Consider the following 26323-nt stretch of genomic DNA (forward strand, 5'->3'; position numbering starts at 1 on the left):
TGGCCGATTGTATCGTCACGAAGTGACGATACCTTGGTCCTTCATTTTGAGGATCGGTCAGAGCCGAGAGGCTCTCTGCTCTGAGAATTGGGCGGGATACGGCTTCGGTTTTCGCTGTTACCGAGCAGCTCGCGCTCGGATTGTCAGTAGCGCCTGCTTTCCTCGACGGCAGTGGCGCTGAGGAAAGCAAGCGCCAACCGACGCAAGGAGATCCTCCGTGACACCTGAGTCCGTATCCCCCCGGGCCGCGGCTCGCCCGGCCCACTGGCGGCTGTGGGCTGGGGCGACCGGCGTCGGTGTGGCCGTTGCCCTCGCGGTTGCGGCGCTCAGCAGTGCCTCGTTGGCACTGTTCCGCGGCTCGGCCTTGTTCTCGGCACTCCTGCTGCTCGGTTCGTATTGGGTCGTGAAGCCGTGGTTCGTGGACCGCTCCGAAACCTGGCATCGAGTGATCACGTTCGTGCCGATGGCCGGGTATGTGGTCGCTCTTGGCCTGGTCGTGGTGGCGGCGGCTAGTTTCCTGCCCGACCAGCCCGCTGAAGCCGGCCTGGCCCTGGTGATGATCTGGTGCTTCCACGTAGGCGGAGGCGTGCGGGAGCCGACCTCATTTGCCTACGAGCGTCTACGGGGGCGCCTCACGTGGGCAGCAGCCCTTCAGGTGTCCGCGATGTGCTGTGGAACCGTGGGCGCCGTCTGCTGGATCCGTGAGCTGCCGATCCCTGGACGTTACGCCCCTGGCGTCTTCACCACGTGTCTCAGCGTGGTGATCGGTCTGGTGGTCGCGTCGTTGAAGGTCTTCGCACGCGTGCGGAAGCTCGCAACGGAAGTGGATGCGCGTGCGCAGAAGATGGAGCGCTGCTTGGACAGGCTGTCCCGCGGCCCGATGGCTGATCGAAGGCAGCTCCGGGACGCCGCCGAGGATGCCTGGGACGAGCTGAACAGAACGCTCCGCAACAGGGTCGAGACTGGATTCCACCTGTGCGGGACCTTCATCATCCCCTCCGAAACACGGAGGTCGTTGGAGGCGTTGGTGATGAAGGCGATCAGCAACCCCGGTGCACCACCGCACCGGGATGCCGTCGCGCAGTTGAACATGCTGCGCACTGCGTGCTCGGCCAAGATCGACACCGTGGCGTGAAGGATCGTGAAGACAGCGCCTCCGCGGGCTCCTAACCGCATCTCATCGGCAGAACTTCGCCAGATAGCCCGCCTGTGGCGGTTCGGCCGTGCCACGATAGACGGGCTCAAGCAAGACGAGCACGAGGCCGACGGCAGGGCGGGAATCCTGTCTTAAGGTCTTCGTTCTAGCGGGGTCGACGTGCCGGGAGAACGAAACACACTCGAAGCCCTCAACGCTGCGAGATTCAGCTCTGGTCAGCTTGGAGGTAGCCGGTAGTTGCGGGTCGGCTCCGTGCGGATCTGAAACGTCGGCGGGTCCTCAGCTCATGGCCACTGTTGTTAGGTGGTCGGGCTGGGGCTGCCTTGCGTCAGGCTCGACCACCGCGAGTTGGATTGGGTCCAGACCCGCATGGTGCCGAACTTCAAAACCCGGCTGATGCTTGTCGTCATCGCCGCGCTCTTCTCCCTCGTGGTCGCTCTTACGACGGCGTTCCTTTTGTATGCCGTCAAGGGGAGCTTCTTGTCAGCGTTAACCGTGGGAGGAGGCACGTTCATCGCCACGATGACTCTGCTCCTCGGCGCACTGTCTCTGCTCCTCTCATAGGTCTCGCACCGTCGGACCCCTGATGCGCGAGTGGGGCGGGCTGACAGCCCGCCCCACTCGGTTCCTTGGCTCGAAGGCCAGCACATGGCGTGCACAGTCAGCTGGCTAGGAAAGGCCAGTCACCAAACGGGATCGGCGACTTTCTTCCCGCTTCACGGACCGCTTCGTCGGTTCCGCACGGGGTGCAGATCAGGGCAGCGCGCTCGGTCGTCAGCCGGGAACGCGCGGGCCGTTCGCCGAGCGGGCCGCCGCAGCGCGGACAGCGGGTGTCGGGCACGGGTCACTCCTCGGGGTGCTCGCGAGCGGAGTTGAGGATGAGGTTCCAGGTCGGGCGGGAGTAGGTCTTCTCCGTCTGCCCCTGGAGCTGCGGGATCAGTTCGGCGTTCTTCGCCCCGGGGTTCGCCGCGATGGCCTGCCGTGCGAGGGTCAGCCGCTCGTCTCCTTGGTACGGGTAGGCCAGTCCGCGGCGGCCGGTGGGCCGTCCGCCGGCGTGCCCGCGGCCCTTGCGGTCCGCGAGGTACTGCCACAGCCTCCAGCGCTTCCACTTCGGACGCCGCCGGGTCGGTAGCTCGTCCCAGTCGTCGGGCGCGGGCCACCCCTCGGGCGGGTTCTTGACGTAGTGGGAGACGGTGGTGGAATCGGCGAACCCGCAGACCTTCGCAGCTTCGGCGGGGCCGACCATCTCTTCGGGGTCGCCGTCGAGCTTCGGCGGGTTGGTGGTGCTCGCGGCGGCGCGCTGCCGCTGAAGCTCGTGGTGCCACGTCGCCCATACGTCGCCGTCCCAGTGCATGACGCCGTCGATGGTGTCCGCGACGGGCGGGTGACCGTTGTTCTCCCGGTCGGTCCAGAGGTTCTGAAGCGTCGGCTCACTGATGCCGTGGACCTTGCGCAGGTCCGCGCGTGAGTAGAGCGTGCGGCCGGTCTTGCGGGACACGGTCGCCTCCTGTTCTTGGTCGGGGTCGTGACCGCTCGGCACGGTCACTGGATGTCGTCCGGGTCCGGGGCCGGCGCCCACGTACGGCTGCCCGCCGGTTCGAGCCGGGTGAGGGTGGCTATGTCGGCCAGGGGGACGGCGGCGGCCCAGTCGGCGCGGCCTGGGTGGTCGACGGGGAGGTTGAGCACGAGATGCCGGCCGGTCGGGGGGAAGTCCTCGACGATGACGAAGCTGTCGCCGGGGTCGGCGCCGATGCTGTTACCCCTCGTGAGCTGGGCGATGTCGCCGGGCTGGGGACAGTCGGGGTGTCGGTCGCATAGCATGGTGGGGTTCTTTCTGGTGAGAGAACATCGACGGCCAGCGCCTTGTTGCCCTTGTGCGCTGGCCGTCATTTGTTGTCTGGGGTGCGTCGCGCCCGTGGGGCGCACGGCCGGTCGGAGGTTGCCCGCTCCGCTGACGGCGGAGTAATTAAACCACCTTTGGGTTGAGCGGGGCGGGTCTCTGATCCGGAGGACGGCGGTCATCAGAAGAGGGCCCCTTGATCTGTGGGGCGTCGGCCCCGGTCGATGGGTGGCCGGGTGACGCGGAGTTCGTAGCGGGGGCGTCCCGTGTACGGCGGGGCGTGAGCTTCGCGGCGGTAGCGGCGCCAGGTCACGACGGGGGCGCCCTGGTCGATCCAGCCCGCCGGGTACTGGGAGGTGAGCTGAGCCCAGCGGCTCCGGCTCCGCGGGACGGCCCACCGGTCCTCGACCGTGGTGATCGGCGGCAGCGCCCGCCAGCCGGGGAAACAGTGGTCGTGCGCGTCCTCTACCGCCTCGTTGTCACCGTCCCCGAACCCGTCGCCGGAGTGCACGGGGCCTTCCCACTCGCACGCGAGACACCCGCCCCGGAACTCCTGCTCGTCCCCCAGGCGGCCGGTCGGCCAGCTGCGGGAGAGCAGGGTCGGGGCGTGGTGTTCGGGCGGGTCCAGCTCATGGCCGAGGTCGCTGTACGCGCCGCCTGGGTGTCCGAGCTGAATGTGCCACGCCTGCCCGGCGCTCCCGGGTGACTGGCGCGTCCGCGCGTTGCGCACCCGCCAGTAGTACGTCTGCCGTGCCCGTGCTCCGGTCGGCTCGGCGACGGTCGCGGTCATGATGGCCCACCCCCGGCGGCGGCGAGCACTTCGCGCAGAGGATCAGCGAGTACGGCCTGTTCGTCCGGGGCGTCGAGGAACCGGGACCCGTACGCGCGGCGCACGGCCCGGCGGGCGTCCTGGTGACGGTCGAGCTCCGGGTAGTACGGCGATCGGTCGAGCACGTCATAGCCGTGCTGGGTGAGCACGTCGGCGATGAGCGACCGGACCCGTACCGGGTCGAGGGCGGTGAGGTCGGTTTCCCCCGGGGCCGCGAGGAGTACGCGGATCAGCTCGGCCGCGGTGAGCCGGGGTTGAAGGGGGACGCCGACTCGGTGGACGCCGTCCCGGCTGGGGGTGGCGGCTCCTCGGCGGCTCGGCGTCCTGGTGGTGCTGCGGGCTTCTGTCGTCTCGTCCATCGTGCTGGCCTTCGATGACTCGGGATGCTGGCGGGCGTCGGGGGTCAGAACAGGGCGTGTTCGGCGCGGGCGGCGGCGGTGCGGAACGCGTGGGCGGCGTCGGCGGCGGTGCGGCCGGGCTCGGCGCTCCACCGGTCGATGGCCTCGCGGTGCAGGGCTTTGGCGGCGGCGGGGTCGTCGGCGTCGACGGGGTGACCGGTGAGGGTTTCCGCGAGGATGCCGAACGCCTGGTCGCGGGCGCGGTCGATGCGGTCCCAGTCGTAGGTCCGGCCGGCGGCTCCCCGCCCGTGGCCGGCTGCGACTTGGAGGGCGCCGCGCGGCCAGCACGGCAACGTGGCCGTACGGCCGGGACCGGCGAACAGACGGGGGCCCTGGTGGATGCCGACGTGTTCGATGTGAAGCGCGGCCCATCGCAGGATCGCGGCGGGGGTGTCCGCGATGACGATGCTTTCGGGGGTGTGGCGGGTCGGCACGGTGCTGTCCTTCGGGGAAGCGGGGGCGGCGGCGCGCTGCCGCCGCCCCCCCGGTGGGGCTGCTAGTGGTAGGCGGTGATCAACCGGCGGACCTTGTCCTCTCCGATACACCCGCCCTTGTGACGGCGCGCGCTCGGCGGCTCTCCGTTGCGACCGCGCAGGTGGCTCCAGAACTTCGGGCCTTCCCACGGGCACAATTCGCAGCTGAGGAACCAGTGGTTATCGCTGCCGGGGAACCCGGTGAGGACTGCCCGCCAGTGGTGGGCCGCGAGTCCGGCGAACGCGATCTGGGCGCCCTCGATGTTGCGATCGTTGACCGGCATCCGCGGGTGCAGGAGAGGCACCGGCCCGCACAACGGCGTGGGGGCCTCGGCGAGCACCTGGTCCAGGGGGATGGCGCCGATCCGACCGGCGGCGTACTGCTCCGCGAGATGGGCGGCGGCCATGCCGGCGCCGGGTGTCCCCTTCGGCGGGCGGCGGAGGTTGTGTTCGCCCGCGGTGGTGAGGACGAACCAGTCCCGGTGCCACCTGTAGGCGCGGCCGATGACCTGGTCATTGCCGATGATCACGGGGTATCGGCACTGGGTGTCGGGGGCGCCGACGCGAAACGTCGGGATAGTGGTGCCTTCGGTCGCGGGGACGATGAGCCTGCCCGCTTCGGTGTCGGTGACGGTCGCGGGTCGTTCGAGGAGTTGCGTGGTCATGGTGGTGCCCTGTTCTGGTGAGAGAGGGCCCGCCCCGGGGCGCTCGGCCGCCGGGGCGGGCGGGGGCGTGGTTACGCGGCCTCGGCCGAGGCCTGAGGGGCGGCGGTCCATTCACGGCGCGGGGTGACGCCCAGGTCCGAAAGGACCGGGTCGAGACTCCCGTTGTCGGGCACCCATTCCCAGTCGGCACCTTCAACGCCGGGCCGATCGGTCCAGGTGAGCATGTAGGAGCGGCCGGAGGTGCGGGGGTCGCCGCACACGGCCTGTGCCTCGCGACGTGTCATCGCCCACAAGGCGCGCTTGCGGGAGCGGCGGGTGTTCTTCGAGGCGATGAGCACCAGCGCCACGTCCTCCTGCCGGTCGGCCCTGGCGGCGGGGGCCGACGCGGGGGTCGGCTTCCCTTCGGGGGCGTGGTGGCAGTGAGCGCAGCGGTGTTCTTCCGCGTGCCACTGGCTGGAGTGGCACATGGGGCACGTCTCGGCCGTCGGTTCCGGCTCCTCGACCGGCGGGGCCTGCTCGGCCTGCTCCTGGTGTTCGGCGGCCGCCGGGGCGGGCCCGGCCTTGAAGTTCTGCGGCTTGGCGTACCCGCACACGGTGCACATGCCGCGCGCCGTGCTGAACCGCGTCTCGCCCCTCGCCACGCGCTTGCAGTGCGGGCACACGGTCCGCTCTGCCTCGGGCTCGGGCTCCGTCGCTTCAAGGCGCGCGATGTCGGCGCCGCTGGCCCATCCGCGTACCGCGTCATACGGAAGGGTCTGGGTGTCGCAGGTGCACCGCTTCCCGCCCTTACACGGCGAGGGGTGCCCGTAGTACACCGTTCCGGCTGTGCACTCGCGGTCTCTGGACCGCATCACCGCCATACCGGTACGGGTCAGCAGATGTGGCACGGTCACGCTCTTCTTGTTCACCCGCAGCACCTCGCGCCAGGTGCCGCCCGCGTTCACGAAATCGCCCTTCGTGAAGTCGTCGGGCCCCCACACCTTGAAGCCCCGGGCTTCAGCCTCAGCGATCACCGCTTCCTCAAACGCGATCTTCTCCAGGACCACGTCCCGCTCAGTGGCCAGGGTTTCCAGACCCTCCGGCGTGGTCGAGCGGGTGAAGCCGCATGCGGACTCTCCGCGCTGCCATTTCTCGATGTCGCGGAGCTCCTTGCGCAGCTTCTCCAGGCGCCGCAAGGTCCGGTTGGGGTCGCGGCGGAACGCCTCGAAGTGCTCGGCCGCCGCCGCACGGTCAGCCCAGTAGGAAGCCTTCCGGCTTTCCTCGATACCGCGCCGCATGTGGTTGTCCAGGCGTTCGATGTCGCGGCGGTGCCTGCGCTCCGAGTGGTGACCGACCTTGATCGGCTCGCCGGTCATGTATTCCGAGATTGCGTCAACGGACCGGTGCGCGGCCTCGGCCCGGGAGGCGGCGTTCCCGGCGTAGCCGTCGAAGCGCTCGGCGCGGGCCTCGGCGCGCTCGATCCGCTCAGCCTCCGCTTCGGCGTAGCTGCGCCGCTCGTGGTCGTCGATGTCGACGACGACTGTGTACCCGGCCTTTTCGAGGTAGCCGCGCAGCTTGTTGACCGTCCACCGGTCGGCCGCGTGATCCCGGGAGTGGCGCAGGTACCAGCACTGAAGGTCATGCCCCCAGCGGAAGGCCAGGCCGCCCCGGCGCCCGTACTCCTTGCGCTTGAGGATCTTCCCGGCCTCGTCGTCCTTCTCGGTCCCCTCGACCAGGGTTCCTTCTCGGCGGGTGTGGGTGATCTTGATAGTCACTGAACTGGTCTTTTCTGGTGAGAGTTTGTGGTCCGGCCGGAGGGCGGACCTTGCGTTGAAAGCGGTCCGCACCACGGGCGCGGGCCGTGAGGGACGATCGGCTCGCGGGCCGTCGCGCCCTGCGCGACGGCAGGGGCTGCCGCGCCCCCGCGGGGCGCGTCCGCTGCAGTCCGGTGCCCGTCGTCGGTCGGCGGAGCCGCCTGCGGCGGAGTCGGCCGGCGGCGGTGAACGCACCGGACCTGTCCTGCCGCCCCGAAGGGGTGTCCGCTTGAGTGCTGGGGGCCCGCCGGTCCGGAGGTGTTGCCCTCCCCCCGAACCGGCGGGGCCTTGGTCAGCTGCGGTGGAGCGTGTGGCGGGCGGCCGGGTCGGCGTCGGCCAGCCCGGTCCGCTCGCGCCATGCCTGGCGGACGGCGGCGCGGAGCGCGTCCCCGTCGTCGTAGGCGAACCGGCCCCGGCGCAGGCTGCGGACGATGTCGCGGAACGTGTCCTGGCGCATCGTGGTCAGCGTGTCGTCCAGCGGGGTCAGCTCGTGCGGGAACATCGCCTGGACGCTGTCGCCCGGCTGCGGGGCACCGAGGGTGAAGAACCAGACCACGGACATGGTGGCCTCGCCCGCGAACTCCGGCCCGCCGAACGGGCCGACGACGACGGCGGGGCGGGTGTCGAGCTGGCGGCCCCGGAACCAGGGTCCGCCGATCACGAGCGTCGCGGTGGGGAAGTCCTGGACGGTGGGCTTCTGGTCGGTGGTGAGCATGTCGTGTCCTGTCTGGTGAGAGATTCCGCCGGGGCCGGTCGGCCCCGGCGGGGGTGTCGGTCGGGGGGTTGCCCTCCCCCTTCCGATACCATTAATTAAACCATGTTTCTGGGCCTGGGTCAACCGGCCACGGCAAGTTCGCGGCGGCGCTCGGCGACCATCGTGACGGCGCGGGCGATGGCGCGGCCGGTCTCGATTGCCCGGACGGCGGATTCGTGTACCGGGGGCTTCTTATCCTGGGTGATGATGCCCGCGAGCGGTGGCATGACGGCGGGGCCCGGAGTGATCTTCAGGATGAGCGCGGCGACGTGGGCGGCTGAGGCGACTTCGGCGGCGTGCTGGCCGGGAAGGGGGGCGTCCGCCTCGCTGATACGTCGCCACGCGTGGCCGTACAGCAGGATGCGGACGGCGTTATCGGGGGCTTCCTGGGTGAAGTCGAACCCTCCGGCCTGCTCGGGGTCCTCGTGGTACTGGTCGCGGTACTGGTTCACCAGGACATCGCGGATGACCTCGGCGGCGAGCGGGGCGGCGGCGGGCGGCTCGTAGGCGTCGCCATCGGTCTGACTGATGTCGAAAACCGGCCCGGCTTTGAAGCCGGACACCTTGCGCGTCTCACCCCCGGCGGCCTTGCCGGTGGCCTCGCGCTGCCCGCCGTCGGCGGCTGCGGCCGTGGCCTCCTGACCCTCCTCGGGCCGCCGCTTGATCGGCGTCCAGATGCGGAGGGAGGTGGAGCCCTTGACCGGGAAGCGTCCGGCCTTTCGCCAGTCTCCGGAGCTGAGTACGTGGGTGGCGTTGGGGTGCTGGGCGGCGATGGCGATGCAGTTGGCGGGGCTGCGGTCGTCGCGGTCCGGGTGGGTCAGGTTCGCGGCCGTGCGCATGACGGTGGCCCAGAAGTCTTCACTGGCGACCATCGCGCCGTACGCGCGATCCATGACGGCTTCGAGTTCACCGCGCATCTTGGCGGAGTAGGCCCGGCGCTCTTCGTCGGTCATCTTCGGCTTACGGGGCATGTCGCGGTCCTCCTGGTGAGAGATCGTCCGGGGCCGGCTGGCCCCACGGTGTCAGTTGGGGGGTTGCCCTCCCCCTTCCGACACAATTAATTAAACCATGTTCTTAGGTGATCGGCAACCCCCCTAAATCCAGTACAACCCTGCTTCGTTGCTCACGGCCCGGTATGCGGCTATGACCTCATCCTCTATTTGCGTCCAGCGTTCGAGGATATCGGGGGCGGTCGTCTTGTCGCTGGCCGCGCGCCTGACCCTGCGCCACTCAATGGCGATTTTGAGTGTGCGGAGTTGGGAACGGGTCAGTTCCCATCGGCCGGAGTCCGGGAGTTGATCGCCGTAGGCCATCGCCACGGCGTTGTTGATGTGCTCGGTGCCGGACCACACGCCCTGTGTGGCCTGGAGCGCAAGGGCGCGTTTGAGGGTGCACCGGAGGTGCGGGGCCTGCACGATCCATTGCGGCTCGATCGTGAATACGTCGGCGCTCATCCTGGGGCCTGTCTGGGGGGCGGCGCGCTGGGGTAGCGCGCCGCCGTGACGCGTGGGAATTAGAGGGCGTATCCGTCGACGTATTCGCCGCGCTCTCCCTCGGGGGTCTGAACATGGGGAAGGAATCGGCTCACCGCGAATACGACGGCGTCAGCGATAAGCCGGGGCACGTCGTTGAGTACAAGACTCACCGTGTCGCCGTCGAGTCCGATACGGACTTCACCCGGTTCAAGATCCATGTAGACAAAGGCGGTTGTGCCGTCGATTCGGGTTTGCGCTCCGGGAAGTCGGGCGGAGAGATCGCGTGCGGCTTCCTCAACACCCCGACGCATTGCGGCCTGTGCACGGTTGTGCCCCTTCACCCGCTCGTGAACCTCGCGGTGCACGGGGATGAGGTCGGCAGCGATCCGGGCCGCGATGTCCGCCGGGTCCTCGCTCATGGCAACTCGGACCGTGTCACGCTCGCCCCTGCGGAACGGATAGTCGGTGGCGGGGAACGCGCCCCGGATCTGCAGATGTCCGGGGTCGTCGAACCGTTCGGAGAGGTGGAGCTGTCGGCCGTCCAGATGGGTGAACGTGGCGGCGTGGTCCAGCTCCTGGACGCCGTGGCGCGCGGGCTGCGGTCGCCAGTTTCCGCCGAGTTCGAGAGCGATCGGGTGGGACAGTTCCGCGACGGTGAGAGGCATGTTCATCGTCCATCTCCTGGTGAGAGAGGTTGTCGGCGGCCGGTCGGCCTACCGGGTGCCGGTCGGGGGTTGCCCTCCCCTTCCGGCATCACTAATTAAACCATATTCTAGGGGTTGGGTCAACCCGGATACATGCTCTGACCTGCTCTTTTCTCGCCCCATCGACCCGCACCCGCCCGGCCGGGCCCGGCCACAACGGGCCTGGGCGGGGTTCCCTCCTCGGTCGGACAGCTCCGCCGTATCAGGGTTCCGGGCGCGGTGTCCTGGCTCGCGCAGCGACCGCGCAGCGGCTCGGCCTGGACGCCGTGCCCGGGTTCCTGATACGCCCCCTGGGTGTCCGGCCGAGGAGGGAACCCCGCCTTCACCACCCGCACCACAACGCTCCCGCACCCGACCGACCAGCCCCCACCCCCTCCGAGGAGGACCCGCCGGAGGCTGCCTTTCGCCCTGGCCGGCACCCAAAGAATCTGTTCGCCGGAGTCGCTGTTGGTCGGACGCGGCGCCTGTGCGGCCGGGGTCCGCGGGTGGTGCGGAGGGCTCCTCGGATGCATCACCGTCACCACAAGGCGGGTTGCACGGCGGTGTGCCGGTGCAGGGGCAGGATGATCCGGACGGGCGGGTTCGCGGGGGCGCCTGCTGCGGGGCGCGGAGTGTCCGCGCCGGGGCAGTAGCCGCCCTCGTCCTCCCACCGGTCGACGGCGTCGCGCTCGGCGCGGGCCTGCTGTTCGGTGAGGGTGACCGGCTTCCGGTACAACTTCCGCGCGCTGGAATCGAGCGGCGGGAGCACTCGGGCGGCGGCTTTCTGGTCGTCGCGACGCTTGTGGCGTCGCCGTCCCCGGGCGAACCGTGCCTCGTAGGCGGCCTTGTCGCTGCCGTGGAGCCCGGCGGGATGGAGCCGGGCCAGTTCAAGGGCGACTTGGCCCATCGGGCTGGGCATCAGTACGCGGGTGCCGTCGTCCTGACGGACGGCGACGAGGAACCGCGATGCGAACAGGGCTGCGGTTCGCTCGCGGCTGATCCGCCGGCCACCGTTCCACACGCCGCGCCGTGCTGCCTGCCGGGCCCTCCCGTCTCGCCAGTATGGCGCCCGGACGCGGCGGCCTCCAGCACACGGACGTGTCCCGCCGTCCAACCGAGTTCGGCAACGTGCCCTTCGGCGAGATAGCGGTTCCTCGCCGCCCGGTCCCGGTTGTCCGCGTCCATGCCGGTGGCCGCACGCTCCTCGGCCTCCCGCTCGGCTTCTTCCCGGCGGCGTTCGGTCTCCCGCTCGGCGTACTCGGCCGCCGTCAACTTCCGCTCCAACTCGGCCCGCAGGTCGGCGGCCGTCGTCTCGACTCCGGCGGCCGACTGCGCCCGAACAGCGTGGTCGACGGCCGCACGGGCGCAGTACAAGGGGGCACTGCTCGGCATGGTGGGGTCGTCGGCGTATTGCTCGGCGCGGTCGGCGTGACCCTCGGCTTCGACGGCTTCCTTGTGGGCCGCGTGCATGGCCGCCTCCAGGCGGGCGGCGGCGCCGGATCGGCTACGGCACACGGCAGTCATGGCGTCGTCGGCTGCGGTGACGGCGAGGATCGCGGCCTGTCTGGCGACCTGGAGACAGGTCTGCGGAGACGTGTCTCCCGCGAGGGCAACCTGATGTTGGACGGCGGACGCGTTCTCGGGCATCGGCTGTTCCTCTGGATCTCGGTGGTGCGGTCGGCGGCGTGCCGTTCCTTCGTCGGGGAGGTGCCGCCCGTGGTCGCGCGGAGCGCGATGGACAGGGCCGTCGTGCCCGAAGGGCACGTCCATCGGCCCGGCGTCCGGACGGGGCGGGAGGGCCGCCTGCGGCCCGGACGTTCCGGCCGGCTGCGAGCCGGGCCGGGCTGAGTCGTCCCGGAGGGGGGCCGGTGAGCGGGGCCGGCCGCCGACGTGGGCGGCCCCGGTCGGTGGTGGGCGGAGCGTGGGGTGGGCGGCTCGATGCCGCCCACCCCACGGCCCGGCGGCCGGGGTCCGGCCGGGCGGTGGCTCCCGCCCGGCCGGGCTGCTGCTACGCGGCGACCGGTTCGTGTGCGGCGACGCGGCACCGGGTGAGCACGGTCTGTGCGGTCTCGCCGTAGATGCTGTGGTCCTTGACCGTGCCGGTCAGCTCGACCTCGTCGCCCTGGTCGGGGACGTCGGCGGCGGAGCTGAACCAGACGAACACGTTTCCGTCGCCGTCCTGGAACTTCACCAGTCGGCGGCGCTGGGTGTGGTAGCCGTACGTGCGGCCCTCCAGCTCGATCACGGTGGTGACGGTGGCGTTGGTGGTGATGCGCTCGCCCACGGTGCCCTGCGGCTTGCTGTTCTGGGCGGCTCGCTCGGTGGCCTCCTTCTCCTGGTCGCGGTACCAACCGGCGATGGCGGACACGAGCGTTGGCAGGTGACGCGGGTCGACCGTTTCCGCCTTGGCGAGCTGGCCCACCTTGTGGCGGTAGTCGGAGAGGCTGCCGTATCCCTGGACGGCCCATGCCCGGACGGCGGCGGCGGTGGTCGGCGCGTCGGGGTCGGCGTCGATGGCGGCCCGCCAGTCCATCGGGGCCTTGCGGTCGAAGAAGTACGCTTCGACGCCGTCGGCGGTCGGCATCGTGTTCTTCCACTGCTCGGAGCGGCTGTAGAAGCGGCCTTCGGCGTTCACGATGGCGGCGGTCACCCGCAGGACCTCGATCACCGGGACACGGAGATCGGCCGGGATGCCGCCCTCGTCGCCGTCCCAATCGGAGTCCTTCAGCGTGCCGAACCGCCACAGCGCCTCAAGCCCCTTGATCGGCAGACCGGTGTACGGCTCGACGCACGTCGTGCCCAACTGCCGCATCTCGCCGTTCTCGTGGCGCGCGAGATAGGTGGCGGTGCGGTGGCGGGCGACGGCGCACCCGTGGCAGAAGTTCTCGATGGCGCGGTACTGGCGCGCGGCCTCGGCGTCCTGCTCAGGAAGTCCGGGGAACAGGCTGGTGATCGTCTCGCCCTCCTCGTCGTGGTCCAGGCGGGCGATGACGGTCCAGCCGTGGTGACGGGGGATGTCACCGGAGATCGTCACGGTGACGGTGGGGCGCTGGCCGATCAGGCGGCCGTCGATGTCGTGGTAGTCGGCAAGGAACGGCTTGGAGATGTCGAGCGCGTACGCGGTGAGCTGGTGGACGGCGGCGCGGGCGTTGGCGGCCTCGACAAGCTGACGGACGCGGGACTGGGCCGTGGCCGGGGCGGAAAACCGCATGGCTGCGCTGGTCATCGTGGGTGCTCCTGCTGGTGAGAGAGGAATCGAGCGCCCGGCCGGGCGGGTTGCCCTCCGCGCACGGCCGGGGTCGGGGCCGACTTGCGGCCCGTGGTGTCGGAGGGGGTTGCCCTCCCCCTCCGACACCATTAATTAAACCATGTTTTGAGGTGTGGGGCAAGCATCCCGGCCGGGAATGTCGAGTGCGGCGCGGTCGCGCAGGAACGCGGCGAACAGTGCGGCGGTGTAGCTGTCGGCAGTGCCGTAGGTGCGGCGGCAGTCCAGTGCTCCGATGCGCTCGCCCCGGTGGCGGACGGGGAACGGCTGGCCGGGAGCCGGGATGGCGAGCGCGTACAGTCCGCGCGGGGTGTCCACGCGCAGGACGACGGCGGCGGCCTGGTGGTCGTAGGCGGCGGACCAGCGGGCGGGCCCGATGCCGAACTCCGCGAGTCCGCCCGCGATGGCGCGGGCCTGCATGATGTCGGCGGTGGTGCCGGGGTCGGGCTCGGCGGGGGCGGGGACGCATCCGCAACCGTGGTCGTCGGCGTGGGTCTCGAACGAAGCTGTACGGGTCACTGTGGGGCTCCCGGGATGGCCGGGGGCGGGAGGGTTCCGCCCCCGGCGTCGGACGGCTGAGGCGGTTAGGCGGCGGCTTCGTCGTCGCTGGCCGGGTCGTCGGCTTCCTCGGCCTCCGGCTCGCCCGTCTCCTCGTCGGTGCCGGGCTCCTGCTCGGCCTCCGGCTCACTGCCGGACGTGATCGCCGCGCGGGGCTTCTTCTTCGACGGGTCGTAGGGCTCATCGTCCACGACCGACTGCTCAATGGGCGTGAGCGGGTACCCGAGGGACGCGAGCACCTGGAACCACCGGCCGGTGGGCGTCCGCGTCCACGGGGCTCGCTGGCTGTCCGTCCTCCACGCGGACCGGTTCGCGCACTTCTCCCGGACGGCGGCGATGGCGGCGAACTGGAGCTGCGGGGCCCTGCGGGGGTCCTTGGCGACGTGCCCGGCGAAGCTGCCCCGGTCCTTGGCCTGCTCGCTGTTCAGGCCCAGGAAGGCGGCCAGGATCTCGCTCGTCGGCTCCTTGTTCAGGTCGTCGCAGATTCCCCAACTACCGTTCAGCAGAGCGTTATTCACGTGACCGATCAGGGTGTTGGTCGTGACCTTCGGGAGGTTCCGCCGCTTGATCAGGTCGGTGATCCACTTCCGCCGCAGGGCCTCTGCCGCGTCCCAGTCGATGTTCCCCTTCTTGACGGCGGCGCGGGCGGCGCGCTCGGCCTCCACCTCGGCGGCGGTCTTCGTGCCGCCGGTGCCGTTGCCGCCCTCGGGCACCGTGTGCCCGTACAGGCCGGGGGCGGAGCAGTAGGGCTCGTACCGGTCGCCTCGCCGCTCGTCGAACACCCACACCAGACCCTTGCACTCGGCGTGCTCCTCGGTGCTGATGCCGCGCAGTCGCCACACGGGCATGGTGCGCTCGGACAGCTCCTCGGCGTCCCGGATCTTCTGCCCGGCCGCCTCCAGGTCCGCGCGGTGGGCCTCGGCCTTGGTCCGCTTGTCGCGCTTGGTCCGCTCGATGGCGATGGCCCAGTCCACGTCTCCCTCGTCAGCGTCGTCCTCGGCGGCGGCCTCGGTGATCGCGGCGAGCGCTTCGGTGTCGTCGGCGAACTCCGAGAGCGCGGCCAGGTGCTCGAACGTCCACTCGTAGCTGCTCGCGCCACTGACGGCGGCCGACAGCTTCTCGTCGGATCGGACCTTGACCAGCGTCTTGACGTCCTTCTGCCGCACGCCTGCGGCCTTGGCGATGCGGCCGACCTGCGCGCCCGCCTCGGCGGCGCTGAACATGGCCTGGTTCATCTCGGCCATGGTGAGGCTCTTGCGGTGCTGAGCGGTTGTGATCATGTCGAGGAACTGCCCGGCCTCGTCGCGGTCGTCGTCCTCCCACTCGTACGGCAGATGGGTAAGACCCGCGTCCTTCGCTGCGTGGTAGCGACGGTTCCCGTCGTTGACCTGAAGTACTCCGCCGTCGAGCCGCTGGATCTTGACGGGGATGCGGCACCCCTCGGCGCGGAGCGATTCCACGAACGGCGCACTGAGGTCAAGGTCTTCACGGGCGTTCTTCGGGTGCGGGGTGAGCGCGTCGATCCGGATCACGGGGCGGGGCGTGACCGGAACGCTCTCCAGCCCTGCGGCGACGGCGGCGGCCAGCCGCTGGAACCCGTCAATGACCTGCGGCACGTCGCCGTGGGTCCGCACGACGTACAGCGGCTCGACGACGCCGTTGTCCTTGACGTCGGCCAGCAGATCGGCCGGGGCCTTGATGTCGCGGAGGTTGCCGGGGTGCGCGGCGAGTTCGGCGACGGTGAGGGTGAGGGTGGGCCACGGGACGCCGGCCTCGGTCTTGGTGATGGTCATCGGCCCTTCTCTTCCTGGTGAGAGTTTCGTCGGGCCATTCGGCCCGGTGAGGGGGTGCCGGTCGGGGTGTTGCCCTCCCCTTCCGACACCATTAATTAAACCACATTCTGAGGGGTGGGGCAATCGAAAGTCATGTGATCACCGTCACTCAGGTTCGCCTCGCAAGGTGTCCGCAAGGTCGTACAGGAGCGATATCACCCTGTCCTCAAAAGAGCTGGTGGCGCTTTCCGCATCCTCCTGGTCGCATTCACGCTGCCCCGAGGATGGGTCGGCGTCAGCTTCCCACTCAGCGAGAAGGGACTGCGCACGCTGGGCAAACTTCCGTTGCTGTGTGGTGAGTTCAGAACGGCCGAGAAAGTCATGAAGTGCACTTTCATAGCTCCCACCGTGATAGTGGCCGTGCCACCATTCGGCAGGTGCGGGACCGAAAGGCTTCGGGACGACAGCAGTAACCCACTCCTGTCCTTCACGGAGCAACACCGTTCGCATACCGGTCTGCTGGTTGGTGTGGAAGCTCAATGCCTCATGGTTTCCGATTCGCATTACGTTCTCCCCTGAAAGGATCTGGTGATCGACGGCGACGGCCCCGGCCGGGGCGGCGGGCTACCGCCCCGGCGGGACGGTCGGCTCAGGCTGTGAGCGCTCCGACCGTGGCGGCACCGACACGGCGAGTACCTCCGATATCGGCGCGGTCGCCTGCGGCGGCACCGTGGCCGTACCCGGCGCCGCTGTACGATCCGCGCGACGACCGGATACGCGGATGTTCCTGCCGGAACGCGGCCTGAACCATGGCCTCACGGTCGGCCAGTACGAGTTCGCCACTGCGGCCGGTGGCCGACGTTTCCCCGCTGGCTGCGGCTCGGGCGGCCTCCTCGATCGCCTTGAGCCGTTGGATGACACGCTCGATGAATCCGAGCTGCCAGGAGTTCCGCCACGCTCGCGCGCTGCGGACTCCGTACGGGACAGCCTGCGCACTGAGCCCGTGGAACATCTGGAGCAGGAGGGAGGCGTAAAGGATCTCGGCACGCTGGACGTCGGACTCGTATCCGACGATATGGACGCGACGTACGCCTCCGGCCCCCAGCGCTCCGAGGTGGATGGCCTGACATCCGACGGCTTCGGCTATGAGGTACATGAGGCGGACGCGGGACATGGACCACGGGTTGGGCAGGTCGATGTACAGGCTGGTGATCGCGTCTCGCGACGGCTGCCCGTCGCTCAACAGAGCTTCATCAACACCGTACTTCGCCATCATCTCCATCGCCCGCGTGCGGGCCAGCTCGGCTTCCGCCTCGGAGGTTGCGGGGTCCTCGGCCTTGGCCAGCAGTGCCTGAATGGTGGCCAACTTAGGGTTCACGCCTGCCTGCGGGGTGCTCATAGCTCTGCCTCCTAGTGAGAGTGGGACCCAAGGTCAGCTCGACGTCGGGGCGCCGGTCGGGGTGTTGCCCTCCCCTTCCGACATCATTAATTAAACCATGTTCTAGGGTCTCGGTCAACCCGAACAAGGGCCCTGACCTGCCCTTTTCACACCCCACCGGCCCGCACCCGCCCGGCCGGGCCCGGCCACAACGGGCCTAGGCGGGGTTCCCTCCTCGGTCGGACAGCTCCGCCGGACCAGGGTTCCGGGCGCGGTGTCCAGGCTCGCGAAGCGACCGCGAAGCGGCCCGGCCTGGACGCCGTGACCGGGTTCCTGGTACGCCCCCCGGGTGTCCGGCCGAGGAGGGAACCCCGCCTTCCACCACCTTCACCACGACGGCGCCGCACCCAACCAACCAGCCCCCACCCCCTCCGAGAGAGGACCCGCCGGAGGCACGAAAATTCTGAAGCCGGCACCCCTGGCCGGACGTGCGCTACCTAGGGCAGCGGAGGCAGAGGCCGAGACCCTCTGGTTCGAGATGTCCGCGGACTTGTGCCTACGGTGCGCCCGATGAGCAGCAGCTTCGAACGGGACTGGGGTAACAGGTGAGCACAACATCGGCAGCAGTGAGCGCGGCGGAGTTGCGGCGGCGGGTTCGCGCCGTTGAGGCGCTTCAGGCGAAGACGCGAGAGATAGCTGCGGCGAACGTCTTGGCCACGCGTGAGGCAGCAGTGAAGGCAGCGCGAGCGAAGGAGGAGGCCGACGTCGCGGCTCGGGAGGCCGCCGCGGTTGTCCTCCGGCTGTTCGACAACGATGCGGAATTGGTCGCTGCGCTGCTGGGCGTACCGGCGGAGGACCTGGAGCGTGAGGCGAAGCCTGTTACCGCCGCCCGCGCCAAGGAGATCATCGAAGCACTGCGTGCTCAGGCCGAGCGCCCGCGCACCCGTCGTACCCGCACGCCACGAGCAGAGGCTCCGGCTCCGCCTTCGCCTCCCATTGCCAATGTTCCGGCCTCAGCTGCTGTGCCGGATGACGGCCGGGCTGATGCCGCCTGAGAGCGACTTCGGCCCCGGACTGTTCCCGCACACTGCGGTCAGGTCCGGGCCCGCTCCTGTTGACGAACAACTGGCCCTGGTCGGCGAGCCAACGCCGGTGCGTATCCCGGCGGTTGAGTGGACAGCGTGGTTGGCCGACGAGACGGTTCGGGCCCGGTACTGGGCCAAGGTATATCGCACGTCTTCCGCCTCGCACTGCTGGTTTTGGGCGGCCGGCATCTCCAGTACGGGCCACGCCAGTTTCCGAGCGGCGTCACGGCCGGGCAGGACTCGCCGCGGCACCGTGCCGGGCCACCTGTACGGATACCAGCTGGCGCACGGCGTCATACCGCGTCTCGGCTGGGGGAACGACAGCCCGACCGTTTGCCACACCTGTGACAACCATTCATGCCAGCAGCCAGCCCACCTACGGCTCGGCACCGCGGCGGAGAACCGCGCCGAGTGGCTGGCTCGCCGCAGAGACCCCGGCAGCCCCCTGGCAGACCTCCGTGGACCTGCCGAACGATCACGCGCGATCGGTGCCACCATCCGCGCCGGCCGGGCCAACGGCGAGTCCCAGCCGGAGATCGCCGACCGCATTCGAGCCGCCATCGCAGAAGGCAGACCGCTCAGCCTCTGGTGAAGCGAAACGGATGACGTGGGGCGGGACACCCACACTGGTGAGTGTCCCGCCCCACGCCATCCGCGGAGAATCCTCAAGCCGCATCAGCGAGATCCTGCTGTACCGCGGCGCTCATCGCCCACTTAACGGCTGCCACGACCTCGTCATCCGAGGACTCCAACAGGTGCCCGTACCTGTCGACGGTCGTAGTGATCGACTCGTGCCCAAGGCGAGCCTGAATCACAGGAAGCGGAACCTTGCCTGCGATGAGCCAGGAGGCATGCGTGTGACGAAGATCGTGGATGCGCGGGCGCTTGGTCAGACCAGCCTTGTTCGCAGCATCCAGGGCGGGCTTCCAGCGGTGCGCGTGGAACACCCCGGAGTGCCAGGCACCGCCTTCAGGGGCCGTGAAGACCAGCTCGTCCGGCTTCTTCCCGAGGCAGAGCCGCTTGAACAACTTCACCTGGTCAGGAGTGAGCACGAGCGTACGGCGCGACTTCTTCGTCTTGGGTGCCCCAAGGAACGTTCCGCCGCCCTCCCCATGCCGCTTCCACGCGCGCTGCACGCGGAGGGTAGGCCGCTTGGAGACGAAGGTGAAGTCGCGGGATTGCAGCGCCGTCACCTCACCCCAACGGAGTCCGGTACTCACCAGGGCGTCGATGATGTCCACGGCGTCGGCGCGCAGGTGCGCCCGGAGCACGGCGTACTCCTCGGGTTCGAGGAACACCTCGTCGTCCTCGGTCTCGTTCCCCTTGGGCAGGCGGGTGTGCTGACAGGGATTCGAGTCACGCAGTGACGGGTCGGACTCCACAGCGGACTGGAGGATGCTGAACAGCAACCCGTGGAGGTTCGCGATCGTCTTCGGCGCGTACGGCCGACGCACGGTCCCAGGGTCGTGAAGTGGACCGCGCTTTCCGTTCTGGAGGTCGAGTATCCACTGACTGACGTGGTCGCGCGTGAGCCTGCTTCCGCGGTCGGAGACCGTCAGCTCCCCGAACCACGGGACCATGTGACGGTCAATGAACCTGGTGTAGTTGATCCGTGTGTGATCCGATATATCCGTCAACAACCCTACATAGGCATGGGCGTACGCCGAGAACATCTCGGCATCCGGTACCTCAGACTCGTCGGGTTCGACGAACCCCTCACCCTTGACCCACCCCGGCGGCCATTGCTGTCCGTGACCATTGACGAGGTCGCGGAAACGTTCCGCCGTCTTGAGATCGTCGAAGGTCTCCCTCTGCCGATCCCCCGACCGGGCGCCGCCGGCGTACCACCTGACGGTGTAGGAGCAAGCTCCATCCTTGAGTTGGTTGGTCAAAATTGAGGCCATGGAGGGAATCATACGAGCGCACGGTGTGTCGGCCGTATGTCGTTCGCCTCGACGGCGCTAGCGTGAGACCTGCGTTTCCGCAGGTCACGACGTTTCTTCTGTGGTGGGGCGGGTGGGACTCGAACCCACGGCCGACGGATTATGAGTCCGCTGCTCTAACCGGCTGAGCTACCGCCCCATAGCGGCGTGTCGCGTACACGTGTGCGCGCCGTCTGCCGCAGCATAGCCGCTCATACGATCTCCTGCTTCGGATGGTCGGCTTCTGCGCTGCTCATGATCCTGAGGACACCGCCGCGGCCGCGCCGGTTCCCGCGGACATGAAGCGGGCATGAAAAAGGACCCCTGAGGGGCCCTCGATCACTGCGCTCCCCCGACTGGACTCGAACCAGTAACCTGCCGGTTAACAGCCGGCTGCTCTGCCAATTGAGCTACGGAGGACCGAAGCTCCCCCGACTGGACTCGAACCAGTAACCTGCCGGTTAACAGCCGGCTGCTCTGCCAATTGAGCTACGGAGGATCGCCTCGATTGCATCGAACGCACCTACCTGGGTATTCGCCAGGGGGCGGGCGCTCGCTGCGACACATACATTAGCGCAAGCAGGGGGGTGCTCCGCCAATCGGTATCCCCAGGCGCCCCACGTCGCACCGCAGACCCAGGCAAGGGAAGGGTGGCAGCCATGCGCTACCGGCTCACGTTCGTCGCGGGACTGGCCGTCGGTTACGTGCTCGGCACGAGGGCCGGACGCGAACGCTACGAGCAGCTGAAGAAGGCCGCGCGCCGGATCGCACAGAGCCCGGCCGTCCGGAACACCGCCGAGACCGCTGCTCAGCAGGGCCGCCAGTACGCGGGCAAGGCCTTCCACACGGTCAGCGGCAAGGTCGGCGACCGGGTCCCCGAGACGGTGAGCCAGCGGGTCCGCAGCCTGCGCGAGCGCACCCTCAACGGCACCCCCGAGGACGACTGGGGCACGAGCAACACCTGAACCCCCCACTCCTTTGGACGTCCCTGGCCCGAGCATCCTCAGGAATGCTGCAAAATTCGGTGTATGGGGATAGTCGCCGGCTTGGACAGCTCGCCAGATTTCACGCGCATCGTCGTCTGTGACGCGGACACCGGCGCCGTACTGCGGCAGGGCTACGCCCCGCACCCGGTCGAGGGCCGCCCCAGCGACATCGACCCCCAGGCCTGGCTGCTCTCCCTCGGCGAGGCCGCCGGTGGCGGTCTGCTGGAGGGCGTGCAGGCCATCGGGGTCTCGGCCCAGCAGAACGCCCTCGTCCCGCTGGACGCCCAGGGCAACACCGTGCGCCCGGCGCTGGTCGGCGGCGACAAGCGGGCGCAGGTCGCGGGGGCCGATCTGCTCGACGCGCTCGGCGGGCGCGAGGCGTGGGCGCAGGCCGTGGGGAGCGTGCCGCAGGCTGCCGCGCCGGTCACCAAGCTGCGCTGGCTGGCAAAGAACGAACCCGAGAACGCCCGCCGCACGGCCGTACTGCTCCAGGCGCACGACTGGCTGGTGTGGCAGCTGCTCGGCCGGCCCGTGCGCCGGACGACCGACCGCGGCGGAGCCTCCTCGACCGGGTACTGGTCGGCCGCCACCGCCGCCTACCGGCCCGACCTGGTCGAGCTGGCGCTCGGGCACCAGGCGATGCTCCCGGAGGTGATCGGCCCGTCCGACGCGGCCGGTACGACGCCTGAGGGGCTGCTGATCTCGGCCGGGACCGGGGAGACCATGGCCGCCGCGTTCGGGCTGGGGATCGGGCTGGGGGACGCGGTGGTGAGCCTCGGGGCGTCCGGGTCGGTCATGGCCGTCCACCCGGAGGCGCTCGCCGACCAGACCGGGATGATCACCTCCCTCGCCGACGCGACCGGCATGCACCTGCCGGTCGTCACCACCCTGAACGCCGTACGGACCCTGCGCGGCGCCGCCGAACTGCTCGGCCTGCCCGACCTGGAGAGCCTGTCCGATCTGGCGATGAAGTCGACGCCGGGGGCGCACGGGCTGGTGCTGCTGCCCTATCTGGAGGGTGAGCGCACGCCGAACCTGCCGCACACCGCCGGGACGCTCGCGGGGCTGCGCCGGGAGTCGATGAAGCCGGAGCATCTGGCACGGGCCGCGTTCGAGGGCATGCTGTGCGGGCTCGGCGACGCGCTGGACGTGCTGCGCGGGCGGGGCGTGGACGTGCGGCGGATCTTCCTGCTGGGCCCGGCCGCCGAGCTGCCCGCCGTACAGGCCTCGGCGCCCACGCTGTTCGGCGCGCAGGTCGTCGTGCCGCAGCCGGCGGACTACGCGGCGATCGGCGCGGCCCGGCAGGCCGCCTGGGCACTCGGTGTGTCGCAGGGCACACTCGACCCGCGCACTCCGCCGGCCTGGCAGGGCGCGGCGGCGCAGGTGCTGGAGCCGGGCGACGAGCTGGCGGTGGGTCAGGCGGTGCGCCAGCAGTTCACGGCCGTGCGGGAGCAGACGCACCCGGGGGCGTTTCACTCGTAAGTGTCGTACGAGCTTCCGCACGCGTGGCTGTACACGTTCGTCCGCCGGGTAAATCACTTGAGGTAACGCGGGTGGAGTGTCGGACGATAGGGGCCAAGGGCAACCGAACCGCCCCTTCGCCGACTCCGAGAGACGCAGCGTGCTCATACGACTCCTACGGGCCTATCTCAGGCCCTACAAAAAACCCATCGCCCTGCTGGTGCTGCTCCAGTTCCTCCAGACGTGCGCCACCCTCTATCTGCCCACCCTCAACGCGCACATCATCGACAACGGTGTCGTGAAGGGTGACACGGGTTACATCCTGTCCTTCGGCGCCCTCATGATCGGCATCTCGCTGGCCCAGGTCGTGTGCAACATCGGCGCCGTCTACTTCGGTGCGCGGACCGCCTCCGCGCTCGGCCGGGACGTGCGCGGAGCCGTCTTCGACCGGGTGCAGTCCTTCTCCTCGCGTGAGCTGGGCCACTTCGGTGCCCCCTCCCTCATCACCCGTACGACGAACGACGTACAGCAGGTCCAGATGCTGGCCCTGATGACGTTCACGCTGATGGTGTCGGCGCCCATCATGTGCGTCGGCGGCATCGTGATGGCCCTCGGCCTCGATGTGCCGCTGTCCGGGGTGCTGGTGGCCGTCGTTCCGGTGCTCGCGATCTGCGTCACGCTGATCGTGCGCCGGCTGCGGCCGCTGTTCCGGTCGATGCAGGAACGTCTCGACACGGTGAACCGGGTGCTGCGGGAGCAGATCAGCGGCAACCGGGTGATCCGCGCCTTCGTGCGGGACGGTTACGAGCAGGAGCGGTTCGGGAGGGCGAACGGCGACCTGACCGAGATGCAGCTGGCCACCGGCCGGATGCTCGCGCTGATGTTCCCCGTCGTCATGACCGTGGTGAACGTGTCGTCGATCGCGGTCGTGTGGTTCGGCGCACACCGCATCGACAGCGGCGACATGCAGATCGGCGACCTGACGGCGTTCCTCGCCTATCTGATGCAGATCGTGATGTCCGTGATGATGGCCACCTTCATGTTCATGATGGTGCCGCGCGCGGAGGTCTGCGCCGAGCGCATCCAGGACGTCCTCGCGACCGACTCCAGCGTGGTGCCGCCCGCCGCGCCCGTCACCGAGCTGCGCACGCACGGCCATCTGGAGATCCGCGCGGCCGGCTTCCGCTATCCGGGGGCCGAGGAGCCGGTGCTGAAGGGCGTCGACCTGGTCGCCCGGCCGGGTGAGACGACCGCCGTGATCGGCTCCACCGGCAGCGGCAAGTCCACGCTGCTCGGGCTGGTCCCGCGACTGTTCGACGCGACCGACGGCGAGGTCCTCGTCGACGGCGTGGACGTGCAGCAGGTCGAGCCGCAGCTGCTGGCGAGGACGGTCGGCCTGGTCCCGCAGAAGCCGTACCTGTTCGCGGGCACGGTCGCGACCAACCTGCGCTACGGCAATCCCGACGCCACCGACGAGGAACTGTGGCAGGCGCTGGAGGTGGCGCAGGCCAAGGACTTCGTCAGCAAGCTGGAGGGCGGGCTCGGCGCGCCCATCGCACAGGGCGGCACGAACGTGTCGGGTGGTCAGCGCCAGCGCCTCGCCATCGCCCGCACCCTCGTCCAGCGCCCGGAGATCTACCTCTTCGACGACTCCTTCTCCGCCCTCGACTACGCCACCGACGCGGCGCTGCGCGCGGCGCTCGGCCGGGAGACCGCCGAGGCCACCGTCGTCATCGTCGCCCAGCGCGTGGCGACCATCCGGGACGCGGACCGCATCATCGTGCTGGACGAGGGCCGGGTCGTCGGCAGCGGCCGCCACCAGGAGCTGATGGCGGGCAACGAGACCTACCGGGAGATCGTGCTCTCCCAGCTGACGGAAGCGGAGGCTGCCTGATGGCCGGGCCCATGCGCATGATGGCCGGGCGCGGTCCCGACCAGCGCTCCATGGACTTCAAGGGGTCGAGCAAACGGCTCCTCGCCCAGTTCAGACCCGAACGGGCCACGATCTGTCTCCTGTTGCTGTGCACGGTCGTCAGCGTGGCCCTGAGCGTGATCGGCCCGAAGATCCTCGGCCGGGCCACCGACCTGGTCTTCTCCGGCATCATCGGGCGGCGGATGCCCGCCGGTGTCACCAAGCAGCAGGTCCTCGACCAGATGCGGGCCCACGGCCAGGGCGCGGTCGCGGACATGCTGGGGAGCACCGCGTTCACCCCGGGCAAGGGCATCGACTTCGGGGCCGTCGGCGACGTCCTGCTGCTGGCGCTCGGCACGTTCATGGCCTCCGGCCTGCTGATGGCGGTCGCGACCCGGCTGGTCAACCGGACCGTGAACCTCACCATGCTCCGGCTGCGCGAGCAGGTGCAGACGAAGCTGTCCCGGCTGCCGCTGTCGTACTTCGACAAGCGCCAGCGCGGTGAGGTGCTCTCTCGTGCGACCAACGACATCGACAACATCGGCCAGACGCTCCAGCAGTCGATGGGCCAGCTGATCAACTCCCTGCTCACCATCGTCGGCGTGCTGGTGATGATGTTCTGGGTCTCGTGGATCCTGGCGCTCGTCGCCCTCGTCACCGTGCCGCTGTCCGCCTTGGTGGCGACCCGGGTCGGCAAGCGGTCCCAGCCGCACTTCGTGCAGCAGTGGCGCACGACGGGCAAACTGAACGCCCACATCGAGGAGATGTACACCGGGCACACCCTGGTGAAGGTGTTCGGCCGGCAGCAGCAGTCGGCGCAGCAGTTCGCCGAGCAGAACCAGGCGCTGTACGAGGCCGGGTTCAGGGCACAGTTCAACAGCGGTGTGATGCAGCCGCTGATGATGTTCGTCTCCAACCTGAACTACGTGCTGGTCGCGGTGGTCGGCGGGCTGCGGGTCGCCTCCGGCTCGCTGTCCATCGGTGACGTGCAGGCCTTCATCCAGTACTCGCGGCAGTTCTCGATGCCGCTGACCCAGGTCGCCTCGATGGCGAACCTGGTGCAGTCCGGCGTCGCCTCGGCCGAGCGGGTCTTCGAACTCCTCGACGCCGAGGAGCAGGAGGCCGATCCGGTGCCGGGCGAGCGGCCCGAGGAGCTGCGCGGACGGGTCCGCCTGGAGCACGTGTCCTTCCGGTACGACCCGGAGAAGCCGCTGATCGAGGATCTCTCGCTCACGGTGGAGCCCGGTCACACGGTCGCGATCGTCGGCCCGACCGGCGCGGGCAAGACCACGCTGGTCAACCTCCTGATGCGGTTCTACGACGTCTCGGGCGGCCGGATCACCCTGGACGGCGTCGACGTCCGGCGGATGACCCGCGACGAACTGCGGTCCGGGATCGGCATGGTGCTCCAGGACACCTGGCTGTTCGGCGGCACGATCGCGGAGAACATCGCGTACGGCGCCGCGCGCGAGGTCACCCGCGGGGAGATCGAGGAGGCGGCCCGGGCGGCCCACGCCGACCGGTTCATCCGCACCCTGCCCGAGGGCTACGACACGGTGATCGACGACGAGGGCACGGGGGTCAGCGCGGGTGAGAAGCAGCTCATCACCATCGCGCGGGCGTTCCTGTCCGACCCGGTGATCCTGGTCCTGGACGAGGCGACGAGCTCCGTGGACACCCGCACGGAGGTCCTGATCCAGAAGGCCATGGCCAAACTGGCGCACGGCCGCACCTCGTTCGTGATCGCCCACCGGCTCTCCACGATCCGGGACGCCGACACCATCCTCGTGATGGAGAACGGCTCGATCGTGGAACAGGGCGCGCACGCCGAGCTGTTGGCGGCGGACGGGGCGTACGCGCGGCTCTACAAGGCGCAGTTCGCGCAGGCGGTGGCCGAGGTGGACTGACAGCACAGCGG

The 26323-nt window shown here is 69.5% G+C and carries 26 protein-coding genes and 3 tRNA genes; 7 read left to right on the plus strand and 22 right to left on the minus strand.

What is annotated here, in order from left to right:
* Positions 1-298 precede the first annotated feature (298 nt).
* Together BIV25_RS03030 and BIV25_RS03035 are read left to right on the plus strand one after the other, a co-directional pair.
* Complete coding sequence (locus BIV25_RS03030; RefSeq protein WP_143076574.1) at positions 299-1135, plus strand: hypothetical protein; 837 nt, start codon at positions 299-301, stop codon at positions 1133-1135.
* 324 nt (positions 1136-1459) lie between these two features.
* The gene (locus BIV25_RS03035) at positions 1460-1720 is read left to right on the plus strand and encodes a hypothetical protein (RefSeq protein ID WP_071370500.1); all 261 of its coding nucleotides are present in this window, start codon (positions 1460-1462) and stop codon (positions 1718-1720) included.
* A 280-nt stretch (positions 1721-2000) separates the two neighbouring features.
* Here the strand turns inward: BIV25_RS03035 and BIV25_RS03040 are convergent, their stop codons facing one another.
* The 18 genes from BIV25_RS03040 to BIV25_RS03125 form a co-directional block, all read right to left on the minus strand.
* A complete protein-coding gene (locus tag BIV25_RS03040) occupies positions 2001-2654 on the minus strand; it encodes a hypothetical protein (protein WP_236573862.1) in 654 nt (217 codons plus the stop codon).
* A gap of 44 nt (positions 2655-2698) precedes the next feature.
* Positions 2699-2977, minus strand: a complete 279-nt coding sequence (locus tag BIV25_RS03045) for a DUF6211 family protein (protein ID WP_071370502.1) — start codon at positions 2975-2977, stop codon at positions 2699-2701.
* A 200-nt stretch (positions 2978-3177) separates the two neighbouring features.
* Positions 3178-3786 carry a DUF6349 family protein gene (locus tag BIV25_RS03050; protein ID WP_071370503.1) on the minus strand — a complete coding sequence of 203 codons (609 nt, stop codon included), beginning with the start codon at positions 3784-3786 and terminating at the stop codon, positions 3178-3180.
* On the minus strand, positions 3783-4184 hold the full coding sequence (locus BIV25_RS03055) for a DUF6181 family protein (RefSeq protein WP_071370504.1): 402 nt from the start codon (positions 4182-4184) through the stop codon (positions 3783-3785). The genes BIV25_RS03050 and BIV25_RS03055 overlap by 4 nt, the downstream gene beginning before the upstream one ends.
* 44 nt (positions 4185-4228) lie before the next feature.
* Positions 4229-4657 carry a DUF6197 family protein gene (locus tag BIV25_RS03060; RefSeq protein WP_071370505.1) on the minus strand — a complete coding sequence of 143 codons (429 nt, stop codon included), beginning with the start codon at positions 4655-4657 and terminating at the stop codon, positions 4229-4231.
* 62 nt (positions 4658-4719) lie between these two features.
* Complete coding sequence (locus tag BIV25_RS03065; protein WP_071370506.1) at positions 4720-5361, minus strand: hypothetical protein; 642 nt, start codon at positions 5359-5361, stop codon at positions 4720-4722.
* A gap of 71 nt (positions 5362-5432) precedes the next feature.
* The gene (locus BIV25_RS03070; protein ID WP_071370507.1) at positions 5433-7115 is read right to left on the minus strand and encodes a DUF3560 domain-containing protein; all 1683 of its coding nucleotides are present in this window, start codon (positions 7113-7115) and stop codon (positions 5433-5435) included.
* A 331-nt stretch (positions 7116-7446) separates the two neighbouring features.
* Positions 7447-7869 (minus strand): DUF6409 family protein, encoded by a 423-nt coding sequence (locus BIV25_RS03075; protein WP_071370508.1) that lies wholly within the window; start codon positions 7867-7869, stop codon positions 7447-7449.
* Between the two features lie 119 nt (positions 7870-7988).
* Positions 7989-8879, minus strand: coding sequence for a hypothetical protein (locus BIV25_RS03080; RefSeq protein ID WP_143076575.1), 891 nt, complete (start codon positions 8877-8879; stop codon positions 7989-7991).
* Positions 8880-9002: 123 nt separating this feature from the next.
* Positions 9003-9362 carry a hypothetical protein gene (locus BIV25_RS03085; protein ID WP_071370510.1) on the minus strand — a complete coding sequence of 120 codons (360 nt, stop codon included), beginning with the start codon at positions 9360-9362 and terminating at the stop codon, positions 9003-9005.
* A gap of 59 nt (positions 9363-9421) precedes the next feature.
* Positions 9422-10054, minus strand: coding sequence for a hypothetical protein (locus tag BIV25_RS03090; protein WP_071370511.1), 633 nt, complete (start codon positions 10052-10054; stop codon positions 9422-9424).
* Between the two features lie 550 nt (positions 10055-10604).
* Positions 10605-10985: a hypothetical protein gene (locus BIV25_RS03095; protein ID WP_143076576.1), complete on the minus strand. Its 381-nt coding sequence runs from the start codon at positions 10983-10985 to the stop codon at positions 10605-10607.
* A complete protein-coding gene (locus BIV25_RS03100; protein WP_071370513.1) occupies positions 10985-11713 on the minus strand; it encodes a hypothetical protein in 729 nt (242 codons plus the stop codon). The genes BIV25_RS03095 and BIV25_RS03100 overlap by 1 nt, the downstream gene beginning before the upstream one ends.
* A 361-nt stretch (positions 11714-12074) precedes the next feature.
* Positions 12075-13292: a hypothetical protein gene (locus tag BIV25_RS03110; protein WP_071370515.1), complete on the minus strand. Its 1218-nt coding sequence runs from the start codon at positions 13290-13292 to the stop codon at positions 12075-12077.
* A 135-nt stretch (positions 13293-13427) separates the two neighbouring features.
* Positions 13428-13850 carry a hypothetical protein gene (locus BIV25_RS03115; RefSeq protein WP_071370516.1) on the minus strand — a complete coding sequence of 141 codons (423 nt, stop codon included), beginning with the start codon at positions 13848-13850 and terminating at the stop codon, positions 13428-13430.
* 65 nt (positions 13851-13915) lie between these two features.
* Positions 13916-15682: a ParB N-terminal domain-containing protein gene (locus tag BIV25_RS03120; protein ID WP_071370517.1), complete on the minus strand. Its 1767-nt coding sequence runs from the start codon at positions 15680-15682 to the stop codon at positions 13916-13918.
* A 144-nt stretch (positions 15683-15826) separates the two neighbouring features.
* Entirely contained in the window at positions 15827-16201 is a 375-nt protein-coding gene (locus tag BIV25_RS50245; RefSeq protein ID WP_143076577.1) for a hypothetical protein, read from the minus strand.
* Between the two features lie 109 nt (positions 16202-16310).
* A complete protein-coding gene (locus BIV25_RS03125; protein WP_071370518.1) occupies positions 16311-17060 on the minus strand; it encodes a DUF2786 domain-containing protein in 750 nt (249 codons plus the stop codon).
* 605 nt (positions 17061-17665) lie between these two features.
* Between BIV25_RS03125 and BIV25_RS50250 the strand changes: the two genes are divergently transcribed.
* Positions 17666-18094, plus strand: coding sequence for a hypothetical protein (locus tag BIV25_RS50250; RefSeq protein WP_143076578.1), 429 nt, complete (start codon positions 17666-17668; stop codon positions 18092-18094).
* Positions 18095-18789: 695 nt separating this feature from the next.
* Here BIV25_RS50250 and BIV25_RS03130 read toward each other — a convergent pair.
* The 4 genes from BIV25_RS03130 to BIV25_RS03145 all read right to left on the minus strand — a co-directional run bounded on the left by BIV25_RS03130 (position 18790) and on the right by BIV25_RS03145 (position 20545).
* The gene (locus BIV25_RS03130) at positions 18790-20028 is read right to left on the minus strand and encodes a site-specific integrase (protein WP_071370643.1); all 1239 of its coding nucleotides are present in this window, start codon (positions 20026-20028) and stop codon (positions 18790-18792) included.
* A 101-nt stretch (positions 20029-20129) separates the two neighbouring features.
* A tRNA-Ile gene (locus tag BIV25_RS03135) sits at positions 20130-20206 on the minus strand.
* Between the two features lie 187 nt (positions 20207-20393).
* Positions 20394-20466 (minus strand) — tRNA-Asn (locus tag BIV25_RS03140).
* A gap of 6 nt (positions 20467-20472) precedes the next feature.
* Positions 20473-20545 (minus strand) — tRNA-Asn (locus BIV25_RS03145).
* A 160-nt stretch (positions 20546-20705) separates the two neighbouring features.
* Here BIV25_RS03145 and BIV25_RS03150 point away from each other — a divergent pair.
* The 4 genes from BIV25_RS03150 (at position 20706) to BIV25_RS03165 (ending at position 26312) form a co-directional block, all read left to right on the plus strand.
* Positions 20706-21011, plus strand: a complete 306-nt coding sequence (locus BIV25_RS03150; protein WP_071370519.1) for a hypothetical protein — start codon at positions 20706-20708, stop codon at positions 21009-21011.
* Between the two features lie 63 nt (positions 21012-21074).
* Entirely contained in the window at positions 21075-22514 is a 1440-nt protein-coding gene (locus tag BIV25_RS03155) for an FGGY family carbohydrate kinase (protein ID WP_071370520.1), read from the plus strand.
* A 139-nt stretch (positions 22515-22653) separates the two neighbouring features.
* Positions 22654-24387 carry an ABC transporter ATP-binding protein gene (locus BIV25_RS03160; protein WP_071370521.1) on the plus strand — a complete coding sequence of 578 codons (1734 nt, stop codon included), beginning with the start codon at positions 22654-22656 and terminating at the stop codon, positions 24385-24387.
* Positions 24387-26312: an ABC transporter ATP-binding protein gene (locus tag BIV25_RS03165; RefSeq protein WP_071370522.1), complete on the plus strand. Its 1926-nt coding sequence runs from the start codon at positions 24387-24389 to the stop codon at positions 26310-26312. The genes BIV25_RS03160 and BIV25_RS03165 overlap by 1 nt, the downstream gene beginning before the upstream one ends.
* Positions 26313-26323 lie beyond the last annotated feature (11 nt).

Origin of the sequence: Streptomyces sp. MUSC 14 (genome assembly GCF_001866675.1) — a bacterium.
Lineage (GTDB): Bacteria > Actinomycetota > Actinomycetes > Streptomycetales > Streptomycetaceae > Streptomyces.